Here is a 26,517-nt window from a genome sequence, read left to right on the forward strand (position 1 = left end):
CGCTCAGGCCGAGCGTTTGCGCGCGGACGTCTTCTTCGCCGCCGTCTTCTTCGCGGCCGTCTTCTTCGCCGTCGCCTTCTTGGCGGGTTCCGCCGGCTTCGACGCCGTCTTCGACGTGGACTTCCTCGACGGGGTCTTCTTCGCGGTGGTCTTCTTCGCCGTGGAGGTGGACTTCTTGCCGTCCGTCTCCTTCGGGGTGGAGCGGCGGTCCGGCAGGGATCTGACCTCGGCCTCGCCCGCGGGTTCACGGGACTCGCGGGCGGCGCGGACGCTGTTCTCCAGGGCGGCCATGAGGTCGAGGACCTTGCCGCCGGGCGCCGGCTCCGGGGCCTGCGGGGGTGCCTCGCCCGCGGCCTTCGCGGCGATGACCTCCTCCAGCGCCTCCCGGTACTCGTCGTGCAGGTCCGCCATCTCGACCTCGCCGAGGGTGTCCATCAGGGCGTCAGCGAGATCGAGTTCCTTGTCGCGGATGGTGACGTCCACGTCCGGGGCGACGCCCTCGGGGGCCCGTACCTCGTCCGGCCAGAGCAGGGCGTGCATGGCGATCGCGTCGTCGACGACCCGGAGCATCCCGAGCCGTTCCCGCCCGCGCAGCGCGAACTTGGCGATGGCGACCTTGTTGCTGCGCTTCAGGGCCTCGCGCAAGAGGGTGTACGGCTTGGCGGCCGGGGCCCCGCTCGCGGCGAGGTAGTACGCCGCGCCCATCTGGAGCGGGTCGATCCGGTCGGCCGGCACGAAGGCGACGATCTCGATGGTGCGGGCCGTCGGGATCGGCAGGTGGGACAGGTCCTCGTCGGTGATCGGGACGATGGTGCCGTCCGCGTCCTCGTACGCCTTGCCGATCTCGGACTGGCTGACCTCGCGGTCCTCCACCTCGCACACCTTGCGGTAGCGGATGCGGCCGTTGTCCTCGGTGTGGATCTGGCGGAAGGAGATCGCGTGGCTCTCGGTCGCGTTGACCAGCTTGATCGGGATGCTGACCAGCCCGAAGGAGATGGCGCCGTTCCAAATCGATCGCACGTGCCGCACCCGCCCTTTCCCGTTTCTCCCGTTTCATCTGGGATTGTCATCTTATGACGCCTATCACAGAGGTGGAGGGGCGGCGGGTCCCGCTGACCAACCTGGAGAAGGTGCTGTATCCGGCGACCGGCTTCACCAAGGCGGAGCTGGTGCACTACTACGCGACCACCGCCGACGCCCTGCTCCCGCATCTGCGCGACCGCGCGGTGTCCTTCCTGCGCTACCCGGACGGCCCCGAGGGTCAGGTGTTCTTCACCAAGAACGTGCCGCCGGGTACCCCCGAGTGGGTCACGACCGCCGAGGTGCCCAGGTCCTCGGCGGAGGGCCCGGCCCGGATGGTCGTCGTACAGGACCTGCCGAGCCTGGTGTGGGCGGCGAACCTGGTCACCGAGTTCCACACCCACCAGTGGAAGGTGCCCTCGCCGGGGGAGGCCGACCGGCTGGTGTTCGACCTCGACCCCGGTGCCCCGGCGACGGTCGTGCAGTGCTGCGAGGTCGCCCTGTGGCTGCGCGAGCGGCTCGCGGCGGACGGGATCGAGGCGTACCCGAAGACCGCCGGGTCCAAGGGGCTGCACCTGCTGGCCGCGGTGTCCGGCGCCTCCTCGGAGCGGACCAGCGAGTACGCCAAGGCGCTCGCGGTCGAGGCGGAGCGGGCGCTGCCCCGGCTCGTGGTGCACCGGATGACCAAGAGCCTGCGGCCCGGCAAGGTGTTCGTGGACTGGAGCCAGAACGCGGCCCGCAAGACCACCGCCACCCCCTACACCCTGCGCGCCCGCCGTGCCCCCCTGGTCTCCGCGCCCGTGACCTGGGACGAGGTCGCCGGGTGCCGCTCACCGGAGCGGCTGGAGTTCCGCGCCGAGGACATCGCACCGCGTCTGCGCGACCACGGCGACCTGCTGGCACCCCTGCTGGACGGACGGCGGGCCGCACCCCTGCCCGAGCGGAGCTAGACCTGCTCCCAGGTGCGCCGGTCCCGTGCCATCGCGTGCAGTGCCTCCACGTCCGCCGGTTTCAGCACGCCGCCCAGCCGGGCCAGTCCCGGCAGGTCCGCGGCGGACAGGATCCGCACCTCCCGCGGCACGGCGGTCAGGGTCACCCCGGAAGGGTCGGTCAGGGCGAGGACCGGGCGGACCTCGGCGGTCAGGGCGAAGGCGGCCCGGTCGGCCCGGTCCCGCAGCCGGCGCAGCAGGGGCTCGGCGGCGCGCCGCCCCACGGCGACCATCGGGTCGGCGATCCGCACCCGCGCCCTGCGGGCGTACAGGGCGTGGACGGCGAACAGCCCGCCGGGGCCGATCAGCAGATGGTGGACCCGGTCGCCGCCGGGCAGCGGCAGCGAGTGCAGCGCGTGCCAGCCGCCGCCCTCCAGGCCGTCGAGGGCCGCGCCCACGGTCTGCTCGGCCAGCAGGGCGCGCCGGCGCGGGTCGGGGCGCAGCCAGTGCCCGGTGCCCGGATCGCGGTCGAGGGCGATCAGCAGCGCCTCGCCGGGCCGGTTGGGCGCGAGGTCGTCGTCCGGGTGCAGGGTCAGCCGGGCCAGTTCGGCGGGCGTGGGGACCGGGGGCGGGCCCACGGCGACCGGGCCGGTGAGGAAGGGTCCCAGGGCTTCGAGCACCCGTTCCCGTTCGTCCTCGGCGAGCAGGTCGACCCGGCCGGCGTCGCGGTCGTACCAGGCGATCCGGCTGCCGTCCGGGCGGCAGACGTACAACCGGTCCCGGCCGTGCCGGCGGGCCGGGACCACGCGCAGTGCGCTCATGCGCATCACCCCTCGACCATGGGAACAGGCCGGGTGCTTACCGGGCAAGAGCGGCTACCGTGGAGGGCGGTCCTGCGCAGGGGAGTTGGGGAGGCGCCGGTGCGAACCCGCGGGATGCAGCCCGACGTGCCCGCTCCACGGAGCCCGTGGAGCGAGATCGTGCCCGGCCTGTGGATGGGCGGGCACCAGTACCGGGGGCGTACGGGGCGGCTGGAGACGGTCGTCGTACGGGACGAGTTCGACGTGGTGCAGTCGCTGCTGCGGCTGCCGGGCCACGGCCCGGACGCGGGCGTCGAGCACCATGTGTGGCCGATCCCGGACGGGCCGCTGGACGGGACGCAGCTCGCCGGGGTGATCCGGCTGGCGCGGGCGGCGAACGAGGCGCTGGACGCCGGCCGCCGGGTGCTGGTGCGCTGCTACCACGGCTACAACCGCTCGGGTCTGGTGGTGGCGCACGCGCTGATCCAGCGGGGCGAGGCGGCGGACGAGGCCGTCCGGCTGATCCGGGCCCGCCGCTCGGCGTGGGCGCTGCACAACGAGCTGTTCGTGGCGTATCTGCGCGCGGGGCTGCCTACCGTACGACTCCTCGAAGAACTGGCCGAGTAGCCTCTCTCCCAGCTTCCGGCAGCCGGGGGCGCAGAACGGACGAAAAGGGGCTTCCTTGGAATCTATGTGCATACTGGCCTACTGACCTGCAAAACCATCGTCTCTGGAGCACCGTGCCCCTCCGTCGCCCCCTGCGCACCGCCTTCGCCGCGGTCGCCGTCGCCCTGCTGTCGGTGACGGCGGCGGCCTGCGGGGACGCCGGACAGCTGCGCAGCGCCGGGCCGACCCAGACCGCGGACAGCCCCGCCAAGCTCTGGCCCGACCTGCGCCCGGCGTCCAGCCCGGCCTACCCGTACGACGTGGCCACCCGCGAGGTCGTCAAGGGCCTGACCGTGCCCGGCGGCGACATACGCCGGGTCGATCCGGTGGACATCGTGGAGGCGGAGCTGAAGGCGCACCCGGCCGACTACGGGTCCAAGGGGGCGTTCCACGGGACCGTGGACCGGGTGAAGGAGTGCCGCGCGGGCGGCGACCGGGCGCTGTGCCCGCTGCTCAAGCCGTACTACCGGGACCTCACCGGGGACGGCCGGCCCGATCTCACGCTCGGCTTCCGGCTCTACCCGACCAACCAGACGGCGGTCCGGGTCTACACCGTCGAGGGCCGCCATCTGGTGCAGGTGCTGGCCGACAACGACGCGATCCTCGGGGTGGAGCTGGCCGGGCGGGCGCTGATCGAGCGCAACCCGGCCGACATCTCCGGCTACGAGTACCGCACCACCTGGGAGTGGGACCCCGGCCAGCGGGCGATGGTGTTCTCCCGCGACGAGTACCTGCACACCGGCACGGGCCGCCGCGCCCACAAGGCCACCCCGTCCGCCGCCCCGTCCCCCTCGGGCACGCCATGAGGCTGCTGCTGGCCCGCTGGGCCGGGCCCCTCGCCGTGAAGGCGGCCGTGTTCATCACCGTGATGTGCTGCGCGCTGGCCGCGCTGCTCGGCGTGCTGGTGCACGTCTCGGTGACCGACCAGACCGTCGGCCAGGCCCGCGACCTCGCCCTGTCCCGGCTCGCGGACGCCACCCGCGCCTACGAGGCCGGGGACACGCTGCTGCCGAACGCCGGGGTGGACCCCGAGGGGCTGCCCGGCTCGCTGCGGGCGCTGGCGGTCTCCGGGCGGCGCGGCACCATCGTGTCCACGCACCGGGGGCGGCCGACGATGTGGGCGGCGGGCCCCGTCCAGGGGCACCGGGCGCTCGCCGTGGAGATCGACTACTCGCAGCAGTCCCGCACCATCGCCGGGCTGGACAGCTCGATCCTGTGGTCCTCGGTGCTCGCCATCGGCGCGACCGTGCTGGTCGGCGTGTTCGCCGTGTCGCGGGTGACCCGGCGGCTGCACGGCACCGCGCGGGTGGCCCGCCGGATCAGCGCGGGCGACCTGGACGCGCGGGTCGACGACCCCCGTACGAAGGACCCCACCCGGCCCCAGGACGAGGTGGCCGCGGTGGCCGCCGCGCTGGACACGATGGCCGCCACGCTCCAGAGCAAGCTGCTCAGCGAGCAGCGGTTCACCGCGGACGTGGCGCACGAGCTGCGCACCCCGCTCACCGGGCTGCACGCGGCGGCGGAACTGCTGCCGCCGGGGCGGCCGACGGAGCTGGTGCGGGACCGGGTGGCGGCGCTGCGCACGCTCACCGAGGACCTGCTGGAGATCTCCCGCCTGGACACCGGGCGGGAGCGGCTGGAGGCCGACGCGGAGGAGCTGGGGGCGCTCGCCGAGCGGGTGGTGCGGGCCTCGGGGACGGACACCGAGGTGCGGGTGGTGCGGGACGCGCTGGTGGAGACCGACCGGCGGCGCCTGGAGCGGGTGCTGGGGAACCTGGTGGCCAACGCGCACAAGCACGGGGCGCCGCCGGTGGTCCTCACGGTCAACGGGCCCGTGGTGACGGTGCGGGACCACGGGGGCGGCTACCCCGACTACCTGGTCGCGCACGGGCCGCAGCGGTTCCGCACCGAGGGCGGGGCGAAGGGGCACGGACTCGGGCTGACGATCGCGGCGGGGCAGGCGGAGGTGCTGGGCGCACGGCTGTCGTTCCGGAACGCGGCGGAGGGGGGAGCGGTGGCGACGCTCGTCCTGCCGGTGGCTTCGCAGGCGCGGTAGAGCGCGTTGCAGTGAGGCGGAATTGCCTGTTTTAGGTAAGTTCGCGGCATGACCGACGCCGGAACTGCCGCGGCGACGGCTCCGGCCGCCGTGAGCGGCGCCCGGCTGCCCCCGCGACGCGGCATCGAGTTCGCGCTGATCGTGCTGGCCGTCACGCTGTCGGTGTACGGGTACTGCGCGGTGGGCCTGGCGCGGTCCGGGCGGGTGCCGCCGGGGGCGCTGGCGTACGGGGCCGGGCTCGGGGTGCTCGCGCTGCTCGCGCATCTCGCCGTACGGCTGCGGGCGCCGTACGCCGATCCGCTGCCGCTGCCCATCGGGGTGCTGCTCAACGGGCTCGGCCTGGTGCTGATCTACCGGCTCGACCTGGAGACGCCGGGCGACGGCGCCGCCCCGGCCCAGCTGGTGTGGTCCGCGCTCGGAGTGGCCCTGTTCATCGTCGTCGTCCTGCTGCTGCGCGACCACCGGCTGCTCCAGCGCTACTCCTATGTGTGCGTGGTCGCGGCCCTCGTCCTGCTGCTGGCGCCGATCCTCTTCCCCGCGGTCAACGGCGCCCGGATCTGGATCCGGGTCGCCGGATTCTCCATCCAGCCCGGCGAGTTCGCGAAGGTGCTGCTGGCGGTGTTCTTCGCCGCGTACCTCGCCGCCAACCGCAACGCGCTGGCGTACACCGGCCGCCGGCTGTGGCGGATGCAGTTCCCGACTGGGCGGGTGCTCGGGCCGATCGTGACGATCTGGCTGCTCAGCGTCGGGGTGCTGGTCCTGGAGCGGGACCTCGGCACCTCGCTGCTGTTCTTCGGGCTGTTCGTGGTCCTGCTGTACGTCGCCACCGGGCGCACCGGCTGGATCGCGGTGGGGCTGGTGCTCGCCGTGCTGGGCGCGGTGGCCGTCGGCCGGGTGGAGCCGCACGTGGGCGGCCGGATCGCGGACTGGCTGCACCCGTTCGCCACCATCGAGGCCGGGCGGGGCCCCAACCAGCTCTCCCAGTCGCTGTTCGCGTTCGCCGCGGGCGGGCTGCTGGGCACCGGGCTGGGGCTCGGGCACTCGGTGCTCATCGGTTTCGCCGCCAAGTCGGACTTCATCCTGGCCACGGCCGGCGAGGAGCTGGGCCTCGCCGGTCTCGCGGCGATCATCCTGCTGTACGCGCTGCTGGTGGAGCGCGGCTACCGGGCGGGGCTCGCGCTGCGCGAGCCGTTCGGGCGGCTGCTCGCGGTGGGGCTCGCCTCGATCCTGGCGCTCCAGGTGTTCGTGATCGCGGGCGGAGTGACCGGGCTGATCCCGCTGACCGGCATGGCGATGCCGTTCCTCGCCCAGGGCGGCTCCTCGGTGGTGACCAACTGGACGATCGTGGCCCTGCTGATCCGGGTCAGCGACTCGGCGCGCAGCCAGTACGACGGCAGGGAGGCGCCGTGAGCGAGTTCTCCGGGGTGGGCGAGGGCGGCCGGCCGATGGCCCGGTACATCCGGCACGCCTGCGCGTTCTGCACGCTGCTGCTCGCCGCCCTGCTGGTGAACGCGGCCCGCGTGCAGCTGGTCCAGGCGGGCGTCTACACCGGCAACCCGGCCAACCGCCGTGCGGCCATCGCCCGTTACCAGCAGCCGCGCGGCGACATCCTGGTCGGCGGCAAGCCGGTCACCGGCTCCGTGGACACCCATGAGCAGCTGCGCTACGAACGCACCTACCAGGACGGCCCGTTGTACGCCCCGGTGACCGGGTTCGCCTCCCAGTCGTACGGCACCACCTTCCTGGAGAACGCCGAGGACGGGGTGCTCTCCGGCACCGATCCGCTGCTCGCGCCGCTGCCGCTGTGGAACGACCTGACGCGGGGCCGCGATCCGGGCGGGAACGTCGTGACGACCCTCAACCGGGCGGCCCAGGAGGCGGCGTACCGGGGGCTCGGCGGGCGCAAGGGCGCGGTGGCCGCGATCGAGCCCTCCACCGGCCGCGTCCTGGCGCTGGTGACGAGCCCGTCGTACGACCCGGCCCAGCTCTCCGGCAACGCCGAGTCGGTGGCCTCCGCGTGGGCGCGGCTCAACGGCGACCCGGACAAGCCGATGCTCAACCGGGCGGTCTCACAGACCTATCCGCCGGGTTCCACGTTCAAGGTGGTCACCGCGGCGGCGGCGCTGGACGCGGGGGTGGTCACCGACCCGGACGCGCGCACCCACTCCCCCGACCCCTACCGGCTGCCCGGCACCCGCACCCAGCTGACCAACGAGGCCGACGGCTGCGCGGACACCTCGCTGCGGGACGCCTTCGAATGGTCCTGCAACACGGTCTTCGCCAAGCTGGGCGTGGACGTCGGGGTACGGAACATGACGGCCACGGCGCGGGCGTTCGGGTTCGACGACGACGGGCTGCGCATCCCCTTCCGGGTCGCGCGCAGCACCTTCGACTCCCTCGTGGACAAGGCCCAGTTGGCACTCTCCTCGATCGGCCAGTACAACACCCGCGCCACCCCGCTGCAGATGGCGATGGTCGCCGCGGCCGTCGCCGACGACGGGCGGCTGCACACGCCGTACCTGGTGGAGCGCACCACGCGGCAGGACGGCGAGACGGTCACGGGCAGCGGGACGCATCCGGTGCGGCAGGTCATGCGCCCGTACACGGCCGAGCAGTTGAAGGAGCTGATGACCGGGGTGGTGCGGGAGGGCACCGGCACCCGCGCGGCCATTCCCGGTGCCGTCGTCGGCGGCAAGACCGGCACCGCGCAGCACGGGGTGGGCAACACCGGCCTGCCGTACGCCTGGTTCGTCTCCTGGGCGCGGGACCAGGACGCGGTGGAGCCGGCGGTGGCGGTCGCGGTGGTGGTGGAGGACGCCTCGGCGGACCGGGGCGAGATCAGCGGCGGAGGCGACGCGGCGCCGATCGCGCGGGACGTGATGCGGGCGGTGCTCGGCCGGTGAGACGGGGCTGCCGCGAGCGGCCCGGATCTCCTTAGGGTGGCGCCCATGACGGATATCGCACCCGCGTACGAACTGGCCCAGGTCAACATCGCCCGCCTCAGACACCCGCTGGAATCCGCCGAGTTGAAGGACTTCGTGGACGGGCTCGACCCGGTGAACGCGGTCGCCGACGCATCGGACGGCTTCGTGTGGCGGCTCCAGAGCGACTCCGGCAACGCGACCGACGTCCCGGTGCTGGGGGACGCGTGGATGATCGTCAACCTGTCGGTGTGGCGGGACCCGGAGGCGCTCACCGCCTTCATGTACCGGGGGCTGCACCGGGAGTTGCTGGCCCGGCGCAGGGAGTTCTTCGAGCGGCTGGACGAGGCGGTGACCGCGCTGTGGTGGGTGCCGGCCGGCCACCGCCCGGCGGTCGCCGAGGCGGAGGACCGGCTGCTGCACCTGAGGGCGCACGGCCCGACGCCGTACGCCTTCACACTGCGGGCGCCGTTCGCGCCCGGTCCCAAGGCGGCGGTCAGCCGATCGGCTTGACCGCCTCGGAGCGGACCTGGAGCGTCTGCCTGGCGAGTGCCGCCAGATCGACCTGGGAGGGGTCCTTCGCCATGTCGGTCATGTCCACGATGGCGATCGTGGCCGCCGTGTTGCCATCGGCCCAGGCGCAGGAGGGCATGGTGATCTTCGTGCCGGCGTGGTCCTGGACCACCACCTCGCAGCTGATGGTGATGCCCAGGTCGAAGTCCTTGGCGGGCACGGCGAGCGTGGAGCCGGCGGTCTGGGTGACGCCCTTCATCATGTTCCGGCGGATCTGGTCCGTCTCCTTGAGCCGGCCGTACATGCCCGACACCACCAGGTTGCCCTTGACCGGGTCACCGCCCAGGGCGTACGTGCCCACCACGGCGTGCACGTCCTTGGCGCTCCAGGAGGAGTTCGCCTCGCTCTCGATCCCCTGGCCGTCCTCCGCGGAGAGGTCCTTGGAGAACTCGTACTTCCCGTCCAGCAGCGTCCGCGGCAGCGTGAGCCTGTTCTTGGCGTCGGGGAAGGTGGTGGCCGCCTTGTAGCCGATCGCGCCGAGGGCGACCACACCGCCCACGATCAGCACGACGGCACCGCCGACGATCCCGAGGATCAGACCGAGCCTGCTCTTCTTCGGGGGCGGCGGCACGACGGGCGGCATACCGCCCCAGCCCTGGTACGGCGGCTGCTGCGGGACCCCCGGCTGGGGCCCGTGCTGGGGGTACGGCGAGCCGCCGTACGGGCCGGGGTTCTGCGGCTGGGGCTGCCCGTACGGGGACTGCTGCCCGTACGGGGGCTGCTGGCCGTACGGGGAACCGGACTGGTTCGGGTACGGCGGCTGCTGCGGCGGAGGCATGGACACGCCAGCACGCTACTGCACCGGAGTGAACGGCCGGGCACCGAGCCGACGCGGGACGTACAGGCCATGGACGGACCTGTCCCGCGGACCCACACGTAAGACACGTAGTCAACAAGTCGCGCGCAGGGGATTGACGGCCTTGCTGACAGGCAGTCTCATAAGTTACGGACCACATACCACCGGGTAACGAGGTGAGGGAGCCATGACGACCCTGACGGATGCGGACGCGCTGGACGGCCTGCGCGACGCGCTCGGCCTGCTCAAGGACCGGGAGCAGGTGGCCGAACGGCTGCTGGTCTCCTCCGCCAAACACTCCTTCGACCCCGACAAGGAGCTGGACTGGGACGCGCCCTTCGAGGAGGGCAAGTGGTTCTGGCCGCCCGAGCTGGTCTCGCTGTACGGCACGCCGATGTGGCAGCGGATGAGCGAGGAGCAGCGCATCCTGCTCTCCCAGCACGAGGCGGCGGCGCTGGCCTCGCTCGGCATCTGGTTCGAACTGATCCTGATGCAGCTGCTGGTGCGGCACATCTACGACAAGGCCGCCACGAGCGCGCATGTGCGCTACGCCCTCACCGAGATCGAGGACGAGTGCCGCCACTCGAAGATGTTCGCCCGCCTGATCGAGCGCGGCGACACGCCCTGGTACCCGGTCAGCAGGACCCACCTGAACCTGGGCCGCCTCTTCAAGACCATCTCCACCACTCCGGGTTCCTTCACGGCGACCCTGCTGGGCGAGGAGGTCCTGGACTGGATGCAGCGCCTGACCTTCCCGGACGAGCGGGTGCAGCCGCTCGTCCGGGGCGTGACGCGGATCCATGTGGTGGAGGAGGCGCGCCATGTGCGGTACGCCCGTGAGGAGTTGCGCCGTCAGATGGTGACCGCGCCGCGCTGGTCCCAGGAGTTCACCCGGCTCACCTCCGGGGAGTTCGCCCGCGTCTTCTCCATCGCCTTCGTCAACCCCGAGGTGTACACCAATGTCGGGCTCGACAAGCGCGAGGCGATGGCCCAGGTCAAGGCCAGCGGCCACCGCCGCGAGGTCATGCAGACCGGCGCGAAGCGGCTGACCGACTTCCTGGACGACATCGGCGTGCTCCGGGGCGCCGGGCGGCGGCTGTGGCGGTCGTCCGGACTGCTGGCGTAGCCGGGCGCGCGAAGTCCCCGCCGGCGGAACTCGGTCCGCCCGGCGGGGACTTCGGCCTACCGGTGCCCCCTACGCGTGGGCGCTGATCACCCCGCCATTGCTGAGCACGATGTACACGCCGTTGGCGTCGAGGCCGGCGTCGTGCCGGTCCTTCGTCTCGATGGTGGCGGCCACACCGTCGTGGCCGATGATCTGCGCGCGGTAGCGCAGCTCGCCGAGCCGGGTGACCTTGGCGGTCCAGCCGCCCGCGAGCCTGAAGGTTCCCGGACCCTGGTGGCCGCCGCCCATCCAGGCGTGCACCTCACCGCCCAGCGTGAGCACGATGAACATGTCGTTGGCGTCGAGCCCCGCGTCGTGCCCGTTCGTCTCCAGGGTGGCGAGGACCGAGCCGCCGTTGACGATCTCGGCGCGGTAGCGCTGCTCACCGAGCCGGTAGATCCTGGCCGTGCTGCCGTCCGGCAGTTTCTGGGTGCGCTCGGGGGACGGCTTCTTCGCCGTCGCGGCCGCCACGGTGGTGCGGTGCGCGCCATGGAAGGTGGCGGCGTGGGCGGAAACGGCGGTCAGTGAGAGCACCGCGGCCGCGGCGACGGCCACCAGGCCGGTGGTGCGAGCGGTACGGCGAACACTGCGAGCGGTCATGATCGGACTCCCCCTTGGTCGTCTGCTGTTCCCTACGCACCATCAGATGACCATCTCCCAGGCGGAGTTCACCCGGTTCTGTCCGCACTTGGTAACAACGCGCACGCACGCCCTACGGCTCCCCGCCCGCCCCGGTGAGGGTGACGAGCGCGGCGACACCGGCGACATCGAGGGCCCCGCCGAACGGGACTCCGTCGGACAGTGCTCCGTCGAGCAGCGCCGCGTCGAAGCGCCCGAGGGCCGTGCCCTCCCCGTCGAGGACGGCGGAGCCCGCCAGGACGACGGCGAGCAGCACGGCCCCGGCCGGCGGGGCGGGCAGCGCCACCCGCCCCCGGACGATCTCCACCCGCGCGCCGGCCCGCCCGCGCCGGGTCATCACGTTGAAGTCGACGAGCGGCCCGCCGAGCAGCCGGCAGCCGGTGTCCGCGTCGCCGGGGAAGGCGAAGGGGACGTACGGCTCGGCCACGGTGTGCGGGGTCCCGTCGACGGTCAGCACCATGCCGGGGCCGTCGACCAGGGTGATGACCCGGTCGACCCCCTCGAAGCGGGAGAACGGGCCGCCCTGGGCCACCTCGGCGAGGCTGACCCGCCACGCGAAGTCAGCCATCCCCGCCCCGGCGGGGGCCGCGGCGATCTCACGGGTCAGGCCGCCCCCGTTCTTCCACGCCACCGCCGCCCGCTCCCCGGCCCACAGCACGCGCACCGTCATCCCGCACTCCCTCTCGTCCGATCTCCCCCGTGTGTATCCGCGGACCGCCCCCGCTGTCGAGCGCGGTAGGCCGGCCGGCACCCCCCGCTCCGCCGGGCGCGCAAGTTACGCTGCGTGGCATGACCCCCCAGACCGCCACCACCCCCGCCTACCGCCGGCTCAGCGTCGAGGAGCGGCGGCGGCAGCTGCTCGACGCCGCGCTGTCGCTGTTCGCGCACCGGGCGCCCGAGGACGTGTCGCTGGACGACGTGGCGGAGGCGGCCGGGGTGTCACGGCCGTTGGTGTACCGGTACTTCCCGGGCGGCAAGCAGCAGCTGTACGAGGCCGCGCTGGGGTCGGCCGCGGACGAGCTGCGGCAGTGCTTCGACGAGCCCCGCACCGGCTCCCCGCTGGCCCGGCTGACCCGCGCCCTCACCCGCTACCTGGCCTTCGTGGACGAGCACGACACCGGCTTCGCCGCCCTGCTGCGCGGCGGCAGCGTGGCGGAGACCTCGCGCACCACGGCCATCGTGGACGGGGTGCGGCGGGCCGCCGCCGAGCACATTCTCAGCCACCTCGGCGCCACCGACCCCGGCCCCAGGCTGCGCATGACCATCCGCATGTGGATCACGGCCGTCGAGGCGGCCTCACTGATCTGGCTGGACGAGGACAAGCAGCCGCCCACCGAGGAACTGCGCGACTGGCTGGTGGACCAGTTCGTCGCCGCCCTCTCGGTCACCGCGGCCCGCGACGAGCAGACCGCCGCCCTCGTGGGCACCCTCGCGGGGGATGGCCGAGACTGAGACCGTGAAGACCCAGGACATCCCGTTCGAGGACGGCCCCATGGACGGACGCGTGCTGCCCGTCCTGCTCGGGCCGACCGGACACCCCCCGAAGACGTACCGCATCCCCGTCCCCGCCCCGGACGACGGCCCGCCCACGGTGTACGTCTACCGGCGCGCGCCCCGCGGCCACAGCAAGCGGCTGGGCCTGGTCCAGGGATGGAAGTACGTGTACGACCCCGACGACACCTCCGGCGGCCGCCTGCGCTGGCCCTGGTCCAGGCCGCACGCGAAGCCGCACACCGAACCGCACGCCGGGGCGGACGACAAGCCGGGTGACACGCGCGGGTGACACGGTTGCGCCGAACCGCGCACACGCGGCGCGCGCCAAGCGGGGATACGTCTGATTATCGCGTTCGGATAGGGCACGGCAATGCGCCCACCCCTTCCGCACCCGAGGTGATGACGTGTCAGGAAAGCTTGTGCGCCTGGCCTGTACGGCCACGGTGGCGGCCCAGGCCGTCCTCGCGCCCGTGCCCGCCACCGCCGCGCCCGACTCGCCGCAGCGCTCCGTCTCGCAGCTGCTGACGGACCTCCAGACGCTGTACCGGCAGACCGAGCAGGCCACCGAGACCTACGACGCCACCGCCGACCGGCTGGGCCGGCAGAAGTCCGAAGTGGCCCGCCTCGACAAGGACCTCCAGCGCGCCCGGCAGGCCCTGGAGGCCGGCCGCGCCGACGCCGGGCGGCTGGCCCGCCAGCAGTACCAGGGCGCCTCCGGCGGGCTCGGCCCCTACGTGAGTCTGCTGTTCGCCCCGGACCCGCAGCGCATGCTGGACGAGAGCCATGTGCTCGGCGAGCTCGCCCGCCAACGCGCCCACGCGGTCGACCGGTTGACCGGCGCCGAGCGGCACTCGGACGCCGTCGCCCGCACCGCCCGCAAGGCCCTCGACACCCAACGGGCTCTCGCCGGGCAGCAGAAGAAGGAGCGCGACGCCGTCCAGGCGAAACTCGCCGACGTGGAGCGCCTTCTGGCCACCCTCGACCCCGATCAGCTGGCCGCCGTCGACCGCCTCGAACAGCAGGGCGTCACCGCGGCCCAGCGGGCCCTCGCCGGCTCCCTCTCCGACGACCGCTCGCCCTCCCGCGCCGGCGAACGCGCCCTCCACTTCGCCCTGAAGCAGGTCGGCAAGCCCTACGTCTGGGGCGCCCAGGGCCCCTCCTCGTACGACTGCTCCGGCCTGACCTCCCAGGCGTGGCGCCACGCGGGCACCCCGATCCCGCGCACCAGCCAGGAACAGTGGCGGCACCTGCGCCACATCCCCCTGCGTCAACTGCGCCCCGGCGACCTGGTGATCTACTTCCCGGAGGCCACCCACGTGGCGATCTACGCGGGCGACGGCAAGGTCGTCCAGGCCCCGAGACCGGGCACACGGATCAAGATCTCCCCGGTGGCGTCGAACCCGGTCCTCGGAGCCGTACGCCCGGATTAGCGGCCGTGGGGGCGCGGGGCGGTATCCGGCGTGCGGCTCCGCCGCGCGGACGCGACCAGCCACCACGAACCGGCAGCCTGCCCACGCACCCGCGCCCCCACGACGACCAGGCGACTACGCCCCGGCCACCGAGCCGAGGTACGCCTCCGCCTTCTCCGGCTCGAAGAAGAACTCCTCGAAGTCGGCAGGGTTGTCGAACCCGTTGGCGAACCGGTCCGCCACCGGCTGAAGCTGCCCCGCCGCGCCGATGAGGTTCAGGACATGCTCCGGCGGCGGCGCCAGCATCGCGTTCGTCCACTTGGTGACGTGGCGCGCCGTCTGCCAGTACCGCTCGAACGTGCCCCGCATCCACTCCTCGTCGAACGGCTGCTCCCCGCGCTCCAGGATCGACGCGAGGTACGAAGCCGCGCACTTGGACGCCGAGTTGGAGCCCTGCCCGGTGATCGGGTCGTTGGCGACGACCACGTCCGCGACGCCCAGCACCAGGCCGCCCGAGGGCAGCCGGCCGATCGGGTTGCGCACGGTCGGCGCGTACCGCCCGGCCAACGTGCCACCGGCGTCCGTGAGTTCGACCTTCGTCGCCCGCGCGTACTCCCAGGGCGTGAACCTCTCCATGAGTTCCAGGGTCAGGGAGAGGTGCTCGGCCGGGTCCTTGACGCCGTTGAAGACGTCGAGCGGGCCGCCCGGTATGCCCTCCCAGAACAGGATGTCGGCGCGCCCGGAGACGGTGTACGTCGGCATGACGAACAGCTCGCCGACGCCCGGCACCAGGTTGCAGCGCACCGCGTCGAACTCCGGGTGCTCGGGGCGCGGGCCGAGCCCGTGGACGTACGCCACCGCGAGCGCGCGCTGCGGCTCGCTGTACGGGGAGCGCGCGGCGTCACGGGCGAACATGGACACCAGCTCACCCTTGCCGGCCGCGACCAGCACCAGGTCGTAGGTGCGGGAGAAGTAGTCGAGGTCGCCGACCGCCGCGCCGTGGATGACCAGCTGGCCGCCGCGCTGGGCGAAGGTCTCCATCCAGCCGGCCATCTTCACGCGCTGGTCGACGGACTGGGCGTAGCCGTCGAGCCTGCCCACCCAGTCGATGGCGCGCTGGGTGGGGCCGGGGTCGTGCGAGCCGGGGGCCGCGACCGAGACGCCGAGGCCCTGGATCTTCGGGGCCTGGGACTCCCAGAAGTTCAGCTGGAGGTCGCGCTCGTGCTGGAGCGCGGTGTGGAACATGCACTGCGTCGACATCACACGGCCGGACCGGATCTCGTCCGCGGTCCGGTTCGACATCAGGGTGACCTCGTAGCCGTGCGACTGAAGGCCGAGGGCGATCTGGAGGCCGGACTGGCCGGCTCCGACGACGAGTATCTTCCGCATGCGGGTGGTGGCTCCTTACAGGACTACTCGGGGGTTTCGTCCAGCGCGTGGCCGACCAGGGCCAGGAGGGTCTCGATGGCCGAAATCCGCCGGCGCGCATCCATGATCATGACAGGGATGTGCGCGGGTATCGTCAGCGCCTCCCGTACGTCCTCGGCGTCGAACCGCTCGCTGCCGTCGAAGTGGTTGACCGCGACGACGTACGGCAGTCCGCAGCTCTCGAAGTAGTCCAGGGCGGGGAAGCAGTCCTTGAGCCGGCGGGTGTCGGCCAGCACCACGGCGCCGATCGCGCCGCGCACCAGGTCGTCCCACATGAACCAGAACCGCTGCTGGCCCGGCGTGCCGAACAGGTAGAGCACCAGGTCGTCGTCGAGCGTGATGCGGCCGAAGTCCATGGCCACGGTGGTGGTGACCTTGTCCGGAGTGTCGGACAGGTCGTCGGTGCCCTCGCTCGCCTGGGTCATCAGCGCCTCGGTCTGCAGGGGCGTGATCTCCGAGACGGCCGTGACCAGCGTGGTCTTGCCGACGCCGAAGCCGCCCGCCACCACGATCTTCGTCGCGACGGGGGCCCGCGTCCGGTCCGTCTGCCAGGCCTTCAGGTCCTCGTCGGGCTCGGCGAACCCGGCCACGAGGGGGGCGGCGCCTCCCATGGAGGCGGTGGCGTCAGAGACGGCGAAGTCCACTCAGCACCCTTTCCAGCAGAGCGCGGTCCGGGCGGCCGGTGCCGTGACCGGTTCCGGTGCCGTACACACGGATCTTTCCCTGGTCCGCGAGGTCGCTCAGGAGGACGCGGACCACGCCGAGCGGCATCTTCAGCAGCGCGGCGATCTCGGCCACCGTGCGCATACGGCGGCACAGTTCGACGATGGCCCGCATCTCCGGCATGACACCGGCGAGCGATCCCTTGGTCAGTTCCCTGCGCTCCTCGGGCGCCTCGATGGCCGCGGTGCTGGCCACGAACGTCTCCACGAGGAGGACATGCCCGAAGCGGGTGCGGCCGCCGGTGAGCGAGTAGGGGCGCACGCGGGCGGGTTTGCGCTCGCCGCCGCGCACGGGGAGCTTCTTGGGCGCTGCGCTCATCGGGCGCTCCCGGCCGACTCCAGGGACTTGCGCAGCTCGCTGCGGAGTTCCGGGGTGAGGACGTGGCCGGCGCGGCCGACGAACAGCGCCATGTGATAGGCGACCACGCTCATGTCGCATTCGGCGGAGCCGTGCACGCCGAGCAGTGAGCCGTCGCTGATGGACATCACGAACAGGCTGCCCTCCTCCATGGCGACCATGGTGTGCTTGACCCCGCCGAACGCCATCAGCTTGGCGGCGCCGACGGTGAGGCTGCCGATGCCGGAGACGATGGTGGCGAGGTCGGCGGACGAACCGCGGGGGCCCTTGCCGGGACGGGCCTGGCGGGACTGCTCCGTGTGGCCCGGATCGGACGACAGCAGCAGCAGACCGTCCGAGGAGACCACGGCGACGGACTGGATGCCGGGGACCTCCTCGACCAGGTTGGTCAGCAGCCAGTGCAGATTGCGGGCCTCAGTGCTCAGCCCGAAGGTACTGGGAGCGGTCAACTGCTTGCCTCCTCGACAGGGCCCCCCGTGGCTTCTTCGGAATGGTCTGCGATCTCTGCCTCTACGTCGCGGTAGCCGGCCTGTGCTCCTCGGCGGAAGCCACCGAGCCTGCGGCGCAGGGCCTCGGCATCGACGCTGGTACTGCGCTGGCGGGGCGGGGGTGCGGGTGCGGTGATCCTGGGCGTGCGCTTGGGCAGCCCCTTGCTGGTCACCCGCTCCTCGGCCCCGTCGTCCTCGGCGGCGCCCCCGTCTGCGGGCCGCGCGTGGCTGGTGTGGTCGTTGTGGCCGGTGTGGTCGGCACCGGCGGGAGCCGCGGCTTGGGCGGCGGAAGCCGCGGGCTCGGTGACGGCGGGAGCCGCGGGCGCGTCCGCCGTCTGGTCCGCCGTCCGGTCCGGTGCCTCGTCCGTGACCGGGAGCAGCAGCTCCATCGTCGTCTCGGCGAAGCTCTCCAGCGGGGCCTTGGGACGGGCCTCCGCCTCCTGCGGGCCTGCCCCCGCCTGCTCGTGCGTCGGCTCCTCGGCCGCGTCCGGCCCCGCGTCGTCGGCTTCCGGCTCCGCGTCACCGGACGGGTCCAGGGCCGCCTCCCGCTCGGGCGCCCGCTCCGGCTCCGGCTTCTGGTCCTGGTGCTGGGCCGGCTGCGCCCCGGCGTCCCTGACCGCCTTCTCGGCCAGCGCCACCAGCGGGTCCTGCTGCCCGGTGCCGTCCTTCGGGCGGGCCGGCAGGAGGTTGGAGTTGGCCTCGGCGGCGGCGCCCGGCAGGGTGAAGGTGCCGGTGGTGGAGGTGGCCGGCTGCGGGGGTACGGCGGTGGCGGGGGCCTCGGACAGCAGCGTGGCCGGGAGCACCACGACCGCGGCGACCCCGCCCTGCTTCTGCTCGCGCAGCTGCACCCGCACCCCGTGCCGGTGGGCGAGGCGGGCCACGACGTACAGGCCGAGCCCGAGGCCGTCGTCGCTCTCCTGGTCGTACGCCGCCTCGGGGTCGAAGTCGGCGAGGCGCGCGTTGAGGCGGGTGAGGCGGTCCTCCGCCATGCCGATGCCCTCGTCGTGCACGGAGAGCATGACCTCGCCGGACTCCAGGAGCCAGCCGGAGACCTCGACCGGCACGTCCGGCGGGGAGAACGTGGTGGCGTTCTCCATCAGTTCGGCCAGCAGGTGCGAGAGGTCGTCCGCGGCGAAGCCCGCGAGGTGCGCGTGCGGCGGCAGCGAGGCGATGCGCACCCGCTCGTACCGCTCGATCTCGCTGACCGCGGCGCGCACCACGTCGACCAGCGGCACCGGCCCGTGGTGCTGCTGCACATGCTCGGTGCCGGCGAGGACCAGCAGGTTCTCGCTGTGCCGGCGCATCACCGTGGCGAAGTGGTCCAGCTTGAAGAGGGTGGCGAGGCGCTCCGGGTCCTGCTCGCGGTCCTCCAGCCCCTCGATGACGGCGAGCTGCCGCTCGACCAGTCCGAGGGTGCGCAGCGCCAGGTTGACGAAGGTGCCGCCGATGCTGGCGCGTACCCGGCCCAGTTCGGCCGTCGCCCCGGCGAGTTCGGCGCGCAGCTCCTCGCGGGCGTCGGCCATCTTCTGCCGCTGCCCGACCAGGTGCTTGCGGTCGGTCTCCAGGGTGGTGACCCGCTCCTGGAGGGCGACGGCGTGTGCGTGCAGGGCGTTGACCGAGCGGACGACCTGGGCGAACTCGTCGTTGCGGCCGGTGAAGGCGATGGGCTCGCGGGCGCAGACGTCGCCGGGCTCGGCGAGCCGGGCGGTGCCGCGGCGCAGCACCGACAGCGGCCGGGTGAGGGTGCGGGCCATGGCGGTGGCGACGCCGACCGCGACCAGCAGCAGCACGCCGAGGACGGCGACGCGGATCTCCAGCGCGGTGACGTCGTCGTCGCGCAGCTTCTCCAGGTCCTGGGTGCGGTGCTCGTACAGGGCCGACTCCGCGCCGCGCATCAGGTCGATGCGCCCGGACAGGGCCGCGTCCAGCTTGGCGGCGCTGGGGACCGATGCGCCCTCGGGGAAGGTGGGCTGGGCGGTGAGGGTGTCCAGGTACTTCTCGGCCGAGTTGACCTCGCCGCCGGTGACCGTGGAGTCATACGCGTCGACGGCCGCCTTGGGCGCGGTGTCGCGGAAGTCGGCGAGGGCCGCGTCGGAGCGCAGCCGGGCCTGCTGGGCGGCGGCGACGAGCGCGTCGCGCTGCTTGCGGCCGGCCGCGGTGGGCACGGAGGTGGTGGTGGACAGGCCGGTGACCGGGTTGTACACCGTCTGCGTGGTCGCCGGGACGTTGAGGGCGGCGAGCAGCAGGCCTCGCGCGGCGGCGGACTGCTGGACGGCGGTGTCCAGTTCGGCGAGCGCGTGGGCGCCGGAGCCGGCCCGCGGGGGCATCCGGTCGGCGAGCTGCTCGGCGAGCCGGTGCAGCTCGGTGATCGTCGCCGTGTACGCCTGGTGGGCCTCCAGGGCCGTGCTCTTGCCGGTGAGGGCGGCGCGCCGGACGGTCGCGATGTGGTCGAGGTCGCCGCGCAGACCGGCCGGGATGCCGCTGTCGGCGCGCAGGTCCTGCACTTGGCGGTCGACGCGGGTACTGCGGTCCTCTGAGGGCGCCTTGGACTCGGGGCGGCCGGCCGCGACGTAGGCGGTGACCTCGTCGCGCTCGTCGGCCAGGGAGCCCTCGAGGGCGAGGGCGTCCTGCGTGCGGGTGGCCAGCGTCACCAGGTCCTGGGAGTCGCTCACGTCCGAGGACGCGGTGAGCAGCGAGGGCGCTCCGGCGCCGGCCACCGCGGCGGCCACGACCGCGACGGCGACGATCAGCCGGGTGCGCACATGCGTGGGCCGACCGGTGCCCACGGGGGTCTCGGGGGCGGCCTTCTCGGGGGCCGTCTGCCTGCCTGTGCGCCGAGGCCGCTTCATCTGCACCGGTGCTCGCATTCCTGAACTCGTCTACCCAAGGGCCCGGGTGGCGCCCCGTCAGCTCGGTGCCAAGTGGTGCGTGCACCCGGTTCGTACGGTTCCCGACCCTCCCAGCGCCGGTGGGCAGTGGCCGCGCATCACCTGACCCGCCACCCGAAGGAGTGAACATCGGAGGGGAGTTGGCGGGCAAGTTCCTCTGGCGTGTGCGGGGCTGCCCTGCGGCGGGCCGGTTGGACGCACGCGACAGGGTTTGGCAATATTCGCCACCGCGCTTTTTCGGAGTAGACCATTTCCGCCCAAACCAGGCGGCTGGCCTGCGCGAGCATGTCAATCCGACGGCGATTGCCAGCCTTTGGGGGACGTGGTGAAGGGGTCGTGCAGACTGGCCGGATGCGAACTGATCTCGTTTCGGAACCCGGCGACGCGAACCGACCCAACGAGGACTTCGCCGATGTCGGACTGGCCGCCTCCGGACAGGGTGGTTGCGCGATCTTGCTGGACGGGGTGACACCGCCGGCCGGGGAGAGCGGCTGTCTGCATTCCGTCCCCTGGTTCACCGCCCGGCTCGGCGGCGCGCTGACCGAACTGACCCTTTCCGGCCGAGATCTGACGCCGGCCTGCATCCTTTCCCGGGCGATCGAGCGCACCGCGCAGACACATGCGGACACCTGTGACCTTTCTCACCCGCGCACGCCGCAGGCAACCGTGGTTATGGTGCGGTGGTCCGCCGAGACGGTCGAGTACCTGGTGCTCTCGGACTCGGCGCTGCTGCTGCGCTCCCCCTCGGGCGGCGTCACCCCGGTCCTGGACGACCGGCTCGCCCGGCTGCCCCGCTCGGCGCTGGCCACCGAAGCGCTGGTGGACGCGCGCCTGCGCAACAAGGAGGGCGGCTTCTTCACGGCCGCCGCGGACCCGGCCGTCGCCGCCCGCGCGGTGACCGGCACCGTGCCCCGGTCCGAGGTCGCCGCGCTGGCCGCCCTCTCCGACGGCGCGACCCGCTGGACGGAGACGTTCCGCCAGGGCGACTGGACGGATCTGTTCGGCCTCCTCGCCCGCGAGGGCGCCCGCTCGCTGGTCGACCGGGTACGGCGGCTGGAGACGGCGGACCGGGAGGAGCGGGCGTTCCTGGGGCGTGGCAAGACGCACGACGACGCGACGGTGGTGTACGTCGAGCTGTGACCCCCTCGGCCGCGGCTACTTCTCCATGACCCCGTTCAGCTGGTGCAGCAGCCGGGCCAGCTCGGCCACCTCCCGGCGGTCCCAGTGGGCGAGCTGGCTGACGTACCGGGCGCGGCGGGCCTCGCGGACCGTGTCGACCCGGCGGCGGCCCTCCTCGGTGAGGGTGACGAGCCAGGCGCGGCCGTCGGCGGGGTCGGGCTCGCGGGTGATCAGGCCCAGCTCCTCCAGGGCACGGAGCTGGCGGGACATGGTGGCCTTGCCGACGCCGAAGTAGCCGGCGAGTTCGGTGGCGCGCCGGCCGCCGTGCTCGTTCAGCCGGATCAGCAGTCCGTAGGCGGAGGACTCCAGGTCGGGGTGGACCTCCCGTGCCATCTCGCCCTGGTTGGCCCGGGCGCGTCGCAGCAGTACGGTCAACTCGCGTTCGAGCGCCAGGAATTCCTGGTCTGCACCACTGGGCGTCACCTGCTCGGCGACGCGTGCTTCTGCGCCGTTTGCGTCCTCGTGCACGTCACACCCCTGATCGGTTTCGCGGTCCTGAAAGTTTCTGCCAAACGCCGTCATAGCCGCAGCTCCGTAAGTATTTCGCAGGCGTAGACCAACGGCGGCGGCCGGACCCCCTTCCCACGCCGCTTTCTACGTGCGTAGCTTTTTTCGTCAGAGGCATTGAATGACATGCCCACGACAGTGCGCCACTTCCGCGTCACTGCCCTGTTCCCCCCACACTCACCCCACGCTCCCCACCCTCCCCGGAGGCACGTCATGCCCGCGCCCAGACCCCGCCCGCTCCGCCCCCGCCCGCTCGCCGTCCTGGTCACGGCCCTGCTCGCGGCGGCGGCCTGCGCCCTGCCCCTCGGCTCCGCACAGGCCGCCTCCACGCCCACCCGCGGCACCGCCTACATGGGCGAGACCGTCGCCGCCCACGACGGCACGCACTCCACACCCACCAGTGGTGACGCCACCCAGACCGAGGGCGTGGACGTCTCCAACTACCAGGGCAACGTGGCCTGGTCGACCCTCTACGGCAGCGGTGTCCGCTGGGCGTACACGAAGGCGACGGAGGGCACGTACTACACGAACCCCTCCTTCACCCAGCAGTACAACGGCTCGTACAACGTGGGCATGATCCGCGGCTCGTACCACTTCGCGACCCCGGACACCACCAGCGGCGCCACCCAGGCGAGCTACTTCGTGGCGCACGGCGGCGGCTGGTCCAAGGACGGCAAGACCCTGCCGGGCGTGCTCGATATCGAGTGGAACCCGTACGGCGCCGACTGCTACGGCAAGACGGCCGGCCAGATGGTCAGCTGGATCGCGGACTTCCTCGGCACCTACAAGTCCCTCACCGGCCGGGACGCCGTGATCTACACCGCCACCAGCTGGTGGACCGAGTGCACCGGCAACTACGCCGGCTTCGCGGGCAGCAACCCGCTGTGGATCGCCCGCTACGCCTCCACCGTGGGCACGCTCCCGGCCGGCTGGTCGTACTACACCATGTGGCAGTACACCTCCTCCGGCGCGACCGTCGGCGACCACGACTACTTCAACGGCGCGCTCGACCGCGTCCAGGCGCTCGCCAACGGCTGACGGCCCGGCACGCGCCGGCGGAGGCCGGCGGCCGGTGCCCCGCCACGCCCGGCCCGGCGGGCCGGGCGTGCGCACGGCGAGGGCCCGAGCCTCCCTCACGGGACCCGGGCCCTGCCTCTCCCCCGGCGTCCGTCACGCCGCCAGGGGAACCTCCGGCGCCGGCGCCTCGGCCGCGGGCGCCAGCGCCAGCTCCAGGACCTGGCGCACATCGGTCACGGTGTGGACGTCGAGCTTGTCCAGCACCTCGGCCGGGACGTCGTCCAGGTCGGGCTCGTTGCGCTTGGGGATGATCACGGTGGTCACCCCGGCGCGCTGCGCGGCGAGCAGCTTCTGCTTCACGCCGCCGATGGGCAGCACCCGGCCGGTCAGCGAGACCTCGCCGGTCATCGCCACCTCCGGGCGCACCTGGCGGCCGGAGAGCAGCGAGGCCAGCGCGGTGGTCAGCGTGATGCCCGCGCTCGGGCCGTCCTTGGGGACCGCGCCCGCCGGGAAGTGGATGTGCACCCCCCGGTCCTTCAAGTCGGTCACCGGAAGCTCCAGTTCGGCACCGTGGCTGCGCAGGAAGCTCAGCGCGATCCGCGCCGACTCCTTCATCACGTCGCCCAGCTGTCCGGTGAGGGTCAGCCCCGCGGCGCCGGTCTCCGGGTCGGCGAGGGACGCCTCCACGAAGAGGACGTCGCCGCCCGCGCCGGTGACCGCGAGCCCGGTCGCCACACCGGGCACGGCGGTACGGCGCTCGGCCGGGTCCTGCGCCGACTCGGGCACGTGGTGCGGCCGTCCGATCAAATCGCGCAGATCGCCGTCCGCGACGGTGCACGGCAGCTCCCGCTCGCCCAGTTCGTGCTGGGCCGCGACCTTGCGCAGCAGCCGGGCGATCGAGCGCTCAAGATTGCGCACGCCCGCCTCGCGCGTGTACTCGCCCGCGAGCTTGCGCAGCGCGCTCTCCGCCAGCGTGACCTCGTCCCCGTCGAGCCCGGCCCGCTCCAGCTGACGCGGGAGCAGGTGGTCCCGTGCGATGACGACCTTCTCGTCCTCGGTGTAGCCGTCCAGGCGGACGATCTCCATCCGGTCGGCGAGCGCCTCCGGGATCGCCTCCAGGACGTTGGCGGTGGCCAGGAAGACCACGTCGGACAGGTCGAGTTCGACCTCCAGGTAGTGGTCGCGGAAGGTGTGGTTCTGCGCCGGGTCGAGCACCTCCAGGAGGGCGGCGGCCGGGTCGCCCCGGAAGTCCGAGCCCACCTTGTCGATCTCGTCCAGGAGCACGACCGGGTTCATGGACCCGGCCTCCTTGATGGCCCGCACGATCCGGCCGGGCAGCGCGCCGACGTACGTACGGCGGTGACCGCGGATCTCGGCCTCGTCGCGGACGCCGCCGAGCGCGACGCGGACGAACGTGCGGCCCATGGCGTGCGCGACGGACTCGCCCAGGCTGGTCTTGCCGACGCCGGGCGGGCCGACGAGCGCGAGCACCGCGCCCCCGCGCCGCCCGCCGATCACGCCGAGGCCGCGCTCGACGCGCCGCTTGCGCACGGCCAGGTACTCGGTGATGCGCTCCTTGACGTCCTCCAGGCCCGCGTGTTCCGCGTCCAGGACCGCCCTGGCGCCCCGGATGTCGTAGGCGTCGTCCGTCCGCTCGTGCCACGGCATCTCCAGGACGGTGTCCAGCCAGGTGCGGATCCAGCTGCCCTCGGGGGACTGGTCGGAGGACCGCTCCAGCTTGTCGACCTCCTTGAGCGCGGCCTCGCGGACCTTCTCGGGCAGGTCGGCGGCCTCCACGCGGGAGCGGTAGTCGTCGGACTCCTCGCCCTCCGTGTCGCCGTTCAGCTCGCGCAGCTCCTTGCGGACGGCCTCCAGCTGACGGCGCAGCAGGAACTCGCGCTGCTGCTTGTCGACGCCCTCCTGGACGTCCTTGGCGATGGACTCGGCCACGTCCTGCTCGGCGAGGTGGTCGCGCAACTGCTGGGTGGCGAGCCTGAGCCGGGCCACCGGGTCAGCGGTCTCCAGGAGTTCGACCTTCTGCTCGGTGGTCAGGAAGGGCGAGTAGCCGGAGTTGTCGGCGAGCGCGGAGACGCCGTCGATGGCCTGGACGCGGTCCACGACCTGCCAGGCGCCGCGCTTGCGCAGCCAGCTGGTGGCCAGCGCCTTGTATTCCTTGACGAGTTCGGCGACCTGGCCGGGCAGCGGCTCGGGCACGGTCTCGTCCACCTCGGCGCCCTCGACCCACAGGGCGGCGCCGGGCCCGGTGGTGCCGGCGCCGATGCGGACGCGGCTGCGGCCGCGGATCAGCGCGCCGGGGTCGCCGTCGGCCAGCCGGCCCACCTGCTCGACCGTGCCCAGCACACCGGTCCTGGCGTACGTGCCGTCGACCCGCGGCACCAGCAGCACCCTGGGCTTGCCGGGTTCGGAGCGCGCGGCGGCCTGTGCGGCCTCCACCGCGGCGCGGACCTCGGCGTCGCTCAGGTCCAGCGGGACCACCATGCCGGGCAGCACGACCTCGTCGTCGAGCGGAAGCACGGGCAGGACGAGCGTGAACGCCGGTGACTCAGCAGCCATGATCTCCCCTTCGGCAGTCAACTTGAGCTATGCCGACTCAATGTTTGCTGCGCGGGGAATGTTCCCGGTCCGGCGTTCGCTGTCAGCGATCAGCTCGTCCGTGCAGGCGGGAGGGGCTTTCGGCGGCCCACCGGCGCAGCAGCGGCCAGGTGGAGACGCCGATCGCCAGCGCGATCAGGTGGCCCCAGTTCGTCATGGGGTCCGCGTAGGCCATCAGGTCGTTCAGCAGGAGTGCCGCGGTGCCGGCGAGCAGGGGCCAGCGCAGCCAGGGTCGCAGCAGCCCGGCCAGGGCGCCCGTGCTCGCGGCCACCCCGAAGCTGATGCCGTAGTCCAGGCGGTGCAGGGAGGTCCCCGGGAGATGCCCGGCCAGCACCGCGAGGCCCACCGGGACCTCCGTCGCCAGGGTGGCGAGGACATGACCGGCGAGGAAGACACAGGCGGTGCGCGCACCCCCTATCCGGCGCTCCAGCGCGGTGAGCACCAGGACGAACGCGACCGCGTACGGCGACAGGAGCCCGCCCGCGATCCACAGCGCGCTGGTCAGCAGCACCACCGCCGGAGAGCACACCAGGTGGGCCACGTCCGTGCTGGAGCCCTGGTAGAGGGCGTACACCAGGGAGGGGGGCGCCATGGTCGCGATCAGGGAGGTGACGAGCAGCAGGGCCGCGTAGCCGAGGGTGAACGGCGTCCCGGCGGGCGTCGGCAGCGGCAGCGGCAGCCAGGGGCGCCCGCGTGGCACCGCGAGGCGGCGGGCGGGCGGGGGCGCGGGCAGCACGGACCGCTGGCGGGGCACGCCGTCCAGCAGGTCGGCGCCCACGGTCTTCGGCGCGATCCGTTCCACGGTGGCGCTCCTTCCGTCCCGCCCCACCCTCCGTGCTGCGGGAAGCC

26 protein-coding genes are annotated in these 26,517 nt (G+C 73.0%); 13 read left to right on the plus strand and 13 right to left on the minus strand.

The features are described 5' to 3' along the window. Positions 1-3: 3 nt before the first annotated feature. Complete coding sequence (locus ACE4Q9_RS10925; protein WP_397984045.1) at positions 4-1,020, minus strand: Ku protein; 1,017 nt, start codon at positions 1,018-1,020, stop codon at positions 4-6. A gap of 53 nt (positions 1,021-1,073) precedes the next feature. Between ACE4Q9_RS10925 and ligD the strand changes: the two genes are divergently transcribed. Beyond that, positions 1,074-1,970, plus strand: a complete 897-nt coding sequence (gene ligD, locus ACE4Q9_RS10930; RefSeq protein WP_397984046.1) for a non-homologous end-joining DNA ligase — start codon at positions 1,074-1,076, stop codon at positions 1,968-1,970. Here ligD and ACE4Q9_RS10935 read toward each other — a convergent pair. Continuing rightward, positions 1,967-2,770, minus strand: a complete 804-nt coding sequence (locus ACE4Q9_RS10935; protein WP_397984047.1) for a nuclease-related domain-containing protein — start codon at positions 2,768-2,770, stop codon at positions 1,967-1,969. The two genes, ligD and ACE4Q9_RS10935, sit on opposite strands and share 4 nt — an antisense overlap. A gap of 99 nt (positions 2,771-2,869) precedes the next feature. Between ACE4Q9_RS10935 and ACE4Q9_RS10940 the strand changes: the two genes are divergently transcribed. From ACE4Q9_RS10940 to ACE4Q9_RS10965, 6 genes are all read left to right on the plus strand, one after another. Further along, positions 2,870-3,376, plus strand: coding sequence for a protein phosphatase (locus ACE4Q9_RS10940; RefSeq protein ID WP_397984048.1), 507 nt, complete (start codon positions 2,870-2,872; stop codon positions 3,374-3,376). A gap of 113 nt (positions 3,377-3,489) precedes the next feature. Further along, a complete protein-coding gene (locus ACE4Q9_RS10945) occupies positions 3,490-4,221 on the plus strand; it encodes a hypothetical protein (RefSeq protein WP_397984049.1) in 732 nt (243 codons plus the stop codon). Next, positions 4,218-5,471, plus strand: coding sequence for an ATP-binding protein (locus ACE4Q9_RS10950; protein ID WP_397984050.1), 1,254 nt, complete (start codon positions 4,218-4,220; stop codon positions 5,469-5,471). Before ACE4Q9_RS10945 ends, ACE4Q9_RS10950 begins: the two co-directional genes overlap by 4 nt. A gap of 48 nt (positions 5,472-5,519) precedes the next feature. Further along, positions 5,520-6,881, plus strand: coding sequence for an FtsW/RodA/SpoVE family cell cycle protein (locus tag ACE4Q9_RS10955; protein ID WP_397984051.1), 1,362 nt, complete (start codon positions 5,520-5,522; stop codon positions 6,879-6,881). A gap of 35 nt (positions 6,882-6,916) precedes the next feature. After that, positions 6,917-8,374, plus strand: a complete 1,458-nt coding sequence (locus ACE4Q9_RS10960) for a penicillin-binding transpeptidase domain-containing protein (protein ID WP_397987178.1) — start codon at positions 6,917-6,919, stop codon at positions 8,372-8,374. A gap of 45 nt (positions 8,375-8,419) precedes the next feature. Further along, positions 8,420-8,905, plus strand: coding sequence for a DUF3291 domain-containing protein (locus tag ACE4Q9_RS10965; protein ID WP_397984052.1), 486 nt, complete (start codon positions 8,420-8,422; stop codon positions 8,903-8,905). Here the strand turns inward: ACE4Q9_RS10965 and ACE4Q9_RS10970 are convergent. Then, on the minus strand, positions 8,889-9,743 hold the full coding sequence (locus ACE4Q9_RS10970; protein ID WP_397987179.1) for a hypothetical protein: 855 nt from the start codon (positions 9,741-9,743) through the stop codon (positions 8,889-8,891). The two genes, ACE4Q9_RS10965 and ACE4Q9_RS10970, sit on opposite strands and share 17 nt — an antisense overlap. 205 nt (positions 9,744-9,948) lie before the next feature. Here ACE4Q9_RS10970 and ACE4Q9_RS10975 point away from each other — a divergent pair, with 205 nt between their 5' ends. Beyond that, a complete protein-coding gene (locus tag ACE4Q9_RS10975) occupies positions 9,949-10,887 on the plus strand; it encodes a diiron oxygenase (protein WP_397984053.1) in 939 nt (312 codons plus the stop codon). Positions 10,888-10,956: 69 nt separating this feature from the next. Here the strand turns inward: ACE4Q9_RS10975 and ACE4Q9_RS10980 are convergent, their stop codons facing one another. Next, positions 10,957-11,526, minus strand: coding sequence for a hypothetical protein (locus ACE4Q9_RS10980; protein ID WP_397984054.1), 570 nt, complete (start codon positions 11,524-11,526; stop codon positions 10,957-10,959). A gap of 112 nt (positions 11,527-11,638) precedes the next feature. Then, the gene (locus ACE4Q9_RS10985; RefSeq protein ID WP_397984055.1) at positions 11,639-12,235 is read right to left on the minus strand and encodes a HutD family protein; all 597 of its coding nucleotides are present in this window, start codon (positions 12,233-12,235) and stop codon (positions 11,639-11,641) included. A gap of 119 nt (positions 12,236-12,354) precedes the next feature. Between ACE4Q9_RS10985 and ACE4Q9_RS10990 the strand changes: the two genes are divergently transcribed. The 3 genes from ACE4Q9_RS10990 to ACE4Q9_RS11000 all read left to right on the plus strand — a co-directional run bounded on the left by ACE4Q9_RS10990 (position 12,355) and on the right by ACE4Q9_RS11000 (position 14,489). Then, positions 12,355-13,017 carry a TetR/AcrR family transcriptional regulator gene (locus tag ACE4Q9_RS10990; protein ID WP_397984056.1) on the plus strand — a complete coding sequence of 221 codons (663 nt, stop codon included), beginning with the start codon at positions 12,355-12,357 and terminating at the stop codon, positions 13,015-13,017. Continuing rightward, complete coding sequence (locus tag ACE4Q9_RS10995) at positions 13,004-13,348, plus strand: hypothetical protein (RefSeq protein WP_397984057.1); 345 nt, start codon at positions 13,004-13,006, stop codon at positions 13,346-13,348. Before ACE4Q9_RS10990 ends, ACE4Q9_RS10995 begins: the two co-directional genes overlap by 14 nt. A gap of 115 nt (positions 13,349-13,463) precedes the next feature. Next, a complete protein-coding gene (locus tag ACE4Q9_RS11000) occupies positions 13,464-14,489 on the plus strand; it encodes an NlpC/P60 family protein (RefSeq protein WP_397984058.1) in 1,026 nt (341 codons plus the stop codon). Positions 14,490-14,603: 114 nt separating this feature from the next. Here ACE4Q9_RS11000 and ACE4Q9_RS11005 read toward each other — a convergent pair whose 3' ends face one another. Genes ACE4Q9_RS11005 through ACE4Q9_RS11025 form a run of 5 tightly spaced genes read right to left on the minus strand, consistent with a single transcriptional unit; the run spans position 14,604 to position 20,319 of the window. Beyond that, positions 14,604-15,857, minus strand: a complete 1,254-nt coding sequence (locus tag ACE4Q9_RS11005; protein WP_397984059.1) for a styrene monooxygenase/indole monooxygenase family protein — start codon at positions 15,855-15,857, stop codon at positions 14,604-14,606. Between the two features lie 23 nt (positions 15,858-15,880). Next, on the minus strand, positions 15,881-16,540 hold the full coding sequence (locus ACE4Q9_RS11010) for a GTP-binding protein (RefSeq protein WP_397984060.1): 660 nt from the start codon (positions 16,538-16,540) through the stop codon (positions 15,881-15,883). Next, a complete protein-coding gene (locus ACE4Q9_RS11015; protein ID WP_397984061.1) occupies positions 16,521-16,937 on the minus strand; it encodes a DUF742 domain-containing protein in 417 nt (138 codons plus the stop codon). Before ACE4Q9_RS11015 ends, ACE4Q9_RS11010 begins: the two co-directional genes overlap by 20 nt. Next, positions 16,934-17,425 (minus strand): roadblock/LC7 domain-containing protein, encoded by a 492-nt coding sequence (locus ACE4Q9_RS11020; RefSeq protein ID WP_397984062.1) that lies wholly within the window; start codon positions 17,423-17,425, stop codon positions 16,934-16,936. Before ACE4Q9_RS11020 ends, ACE4Q9_RS11015 begins: the two co-directional genes overlap by 4 nt. Next, entirely contained in the window at positions 17,422-20,319 is a 2,898-nt protein-coding gene (locus ACE4Q9_RS11025; protein WP_397984063.1) for a nitrate- and nitrite sensing domain-containing protein, read from the minus strand. Before ACE4Q9_RS11025 ends, ACE4Q9_RS11020 begins: the two co-directional genes overlap by 4 nt. Positions 20,320-20,703: 384 nt before the next feature. Here ACE4Q9_RS11025 and ACE4Q9_RS11030 point away from each other — a divergent pair, with 384 nt between their 5' ends. Continuing rightward, positions 20,704-21,492, plus strand: a complete 789-nt coding sequence (locus tag ACE4Q9_RS11030; protein ID WP_397984064.1) for a hypothetical protein — start codon at positions 20,704-20,706, stop codon at positions 21,490-21,492. Between the two features lie 15 nt (positions 21,493-21,507). Here the strand turns inward: ACE4Q9_RS11030 and ACE4Q9_RS11035 are convergent, their stop codons facing one another. Beyond that, positions 21,508-21,999, minus strand: coding sequence for a MarR family winged helix-turn-helix transcriptional regulator (locus ACE4Q9_RS11035; RefSeq protein ID WP_397984065.1), 492 nt, complete (start codon positions 21,997-21,999; stop codon positions 21,508-21,510). A 252-nt stretch (positions 22,000-22,251) separates the two neighbouring features. Here ACE4Q9_RS11035 and ACE4Q9_RS11040 point away from each other — a divergent pair, with 252 nt between their 5' ends. Continuing rightward, positions 22,252-23,076 carry a lysozyme gene (locus tag ACE4Q9_RS11040; protein ID WP_397984066.1) on the plus strand — a complete coding sequence of 275 codons (825 nt, stop codon included), beginning with the start codon at positions 22,252-22,254 and terminating at the stop codon, positions 23,074-23,076. 132 nt (positions 23,077-23,208) lie between these two features. Here the strand turns inward: ACE4Q9_RS11040 and lon are convergent, their stop codons facing one another. Both lon and ACE4Q9_RS11050 read right to left on the minus strand, forming a co-directional pair. Further along, positions 23,209-25,629: an endopeptidase La gene (gene lon / locus ACE4Q9_RS11045; protein ID WP_397984067.1), complete on the minus strand. Its 2,421-nt coding sequence runs from the start codon at positions 25,627-25,629 to the stop codon at positions 23,209-23,211. Between the two features lie 82 nt (positions 25,630-25,711). Further along, positions 25,712-26,470, minus strand: a complete 759-nt coding sequence (locus ACE4Q9_RS11050) for a rhomboid-like protein (RefSeq protein ID WP_397984068.1) — start codon at positions 26,468-26,470, stop codon at positions 25,712-25,714. Between the last annotated feature and the right edge of the window lie 47 nt (positions 26,471-26,517).

It is taken from the genome of Streptomyces sp. AM6-12 (assembly GCF_044327085.1).
In the GTDB taxonomy this organism is placed as follows: Bacteria; Actinomycetota; Actinomycetes; order Streptomycetales; family Streptomycetaceae; genus Streptomyces.

Coding starts and splice junctions, on each gene's coding strand:
- ACE4Q9_RS10985 (WP_397984055.1), bottom strand. CDS start 12,235: ATGACGGTGCGCGTGCTGTGGGCCGGGGAGCGGGCGGCGGTGGCGTGG.
- lon (WP_397984067.1), bottom strand. CDS start 25,629: ATGGCTGCTGAGTCACCGGCGTTCACGCTCGTCCTGCCCGTGCTTCCG.
- ACE4Q9_RS11040 (WP_397984066.1), top strand. CDS start 22,252: ATGCCCGCGCCCAGACCCCGCCCGCTCCGCCCCCGCCCGCTCGCCGTC.
- ligD (WP_397984046.1), top strand. CDS start 1,074: ATGACGCCTATCACAGAGGTGGAGGGGCGGCGGGTCCCGCTGACCAAC.
- ACE4Q9_RS10960 (WP_397987178.1), top strand. CDS start 6,917: ATGGCCCGGTACATCCGGCACGCCTGCGCGTTCTGCACGCTGCTGCTC.
- ACE4Q9_RS10955 (WP_397984051.1), top strand. CDS start 5,520: ATGACCGACGCCGGAACTGCCGCGGCGACGGCTCCGGCCGCCGTGAGC.
- ACE4Q9_RS10990 (WP_397984056.1), top strand. CDS start 12,355: ATGACCCCCCAGACCGCCACCACCCCCGCCTACCGCCGGCTCAGCGTC.
- ACE4Q9_RS11030 (WP_397984064.1), top strand. CDS start 20,704: ATGCGAACTGATCTCGTTTCGGAACCCGGCGACGCGAACCGACCCAAC.
- ACE4Q9_RS10980 (WP_397984054.1), bottom strand. CDS start 11,526: ATGACCGCTCGCAGTGTTCGCCGTACCGCTCGCACCACCGGCCTGGTG.
- ACE4Q9_RS10965 (WP_397984052.1), top strand. CDS start 8,420: ATGACGGATATCGCACCCGCGTACGAACTGGCCCAGGTCAACATCGCC.
- ACE4Q9_RS10970 (WP_397987179.1), bottom strand. CDS start 9,743: ATGCCTCCGCCGCAGCAGCCGCCGTACCCGAACCAGTCCGGTTCCCCG.
- ACE4Q9_RS11005 (WP_397984059.1), bottom strand. CDS start 15,857: ATGCGGAAGATACTCGTCGTCGGAGCCGGCCAGTCCGGCCTCCAGATC.
- ACE4Q9_RS10995 (WP_397984057.1), top strand. CDS start 13,004: ATGGCCGAGACTGAGACCGTGAAGACCCAGGACATCCCGTTCGAGGAC.
- ACE4Q9_RS10950 (WP_397984050.1), top strand. CDS start 4,218: ATGAGGCTGCTGCTGGCCCGCTGGGCCGGGCCCCTCGCCGTGAAGGCG.
- ACE4Q9_RS11015 (WP_397984061.1), bottom strand. CDS start 16,937: ATGAGCGCAGCGCCCAAGAAGCTCCCCGTGCGCGGCGGCGAGCGCAAA.
- ACE4Q9_RS10935 (WP_397984047.1), bottom strand. CDS start 2,770: ATGAGCGCACTGCGCGTGGTCCCGGCCCGCCGGCACGGCCGGGACCGG.
- ACE4Q9_RS10975 (WP_397984053.1), top strand. CDS start 9,949: ATGACGACCCTGACGGATGCGGACGCGCTGGACGGCCTGCGCGACGCG.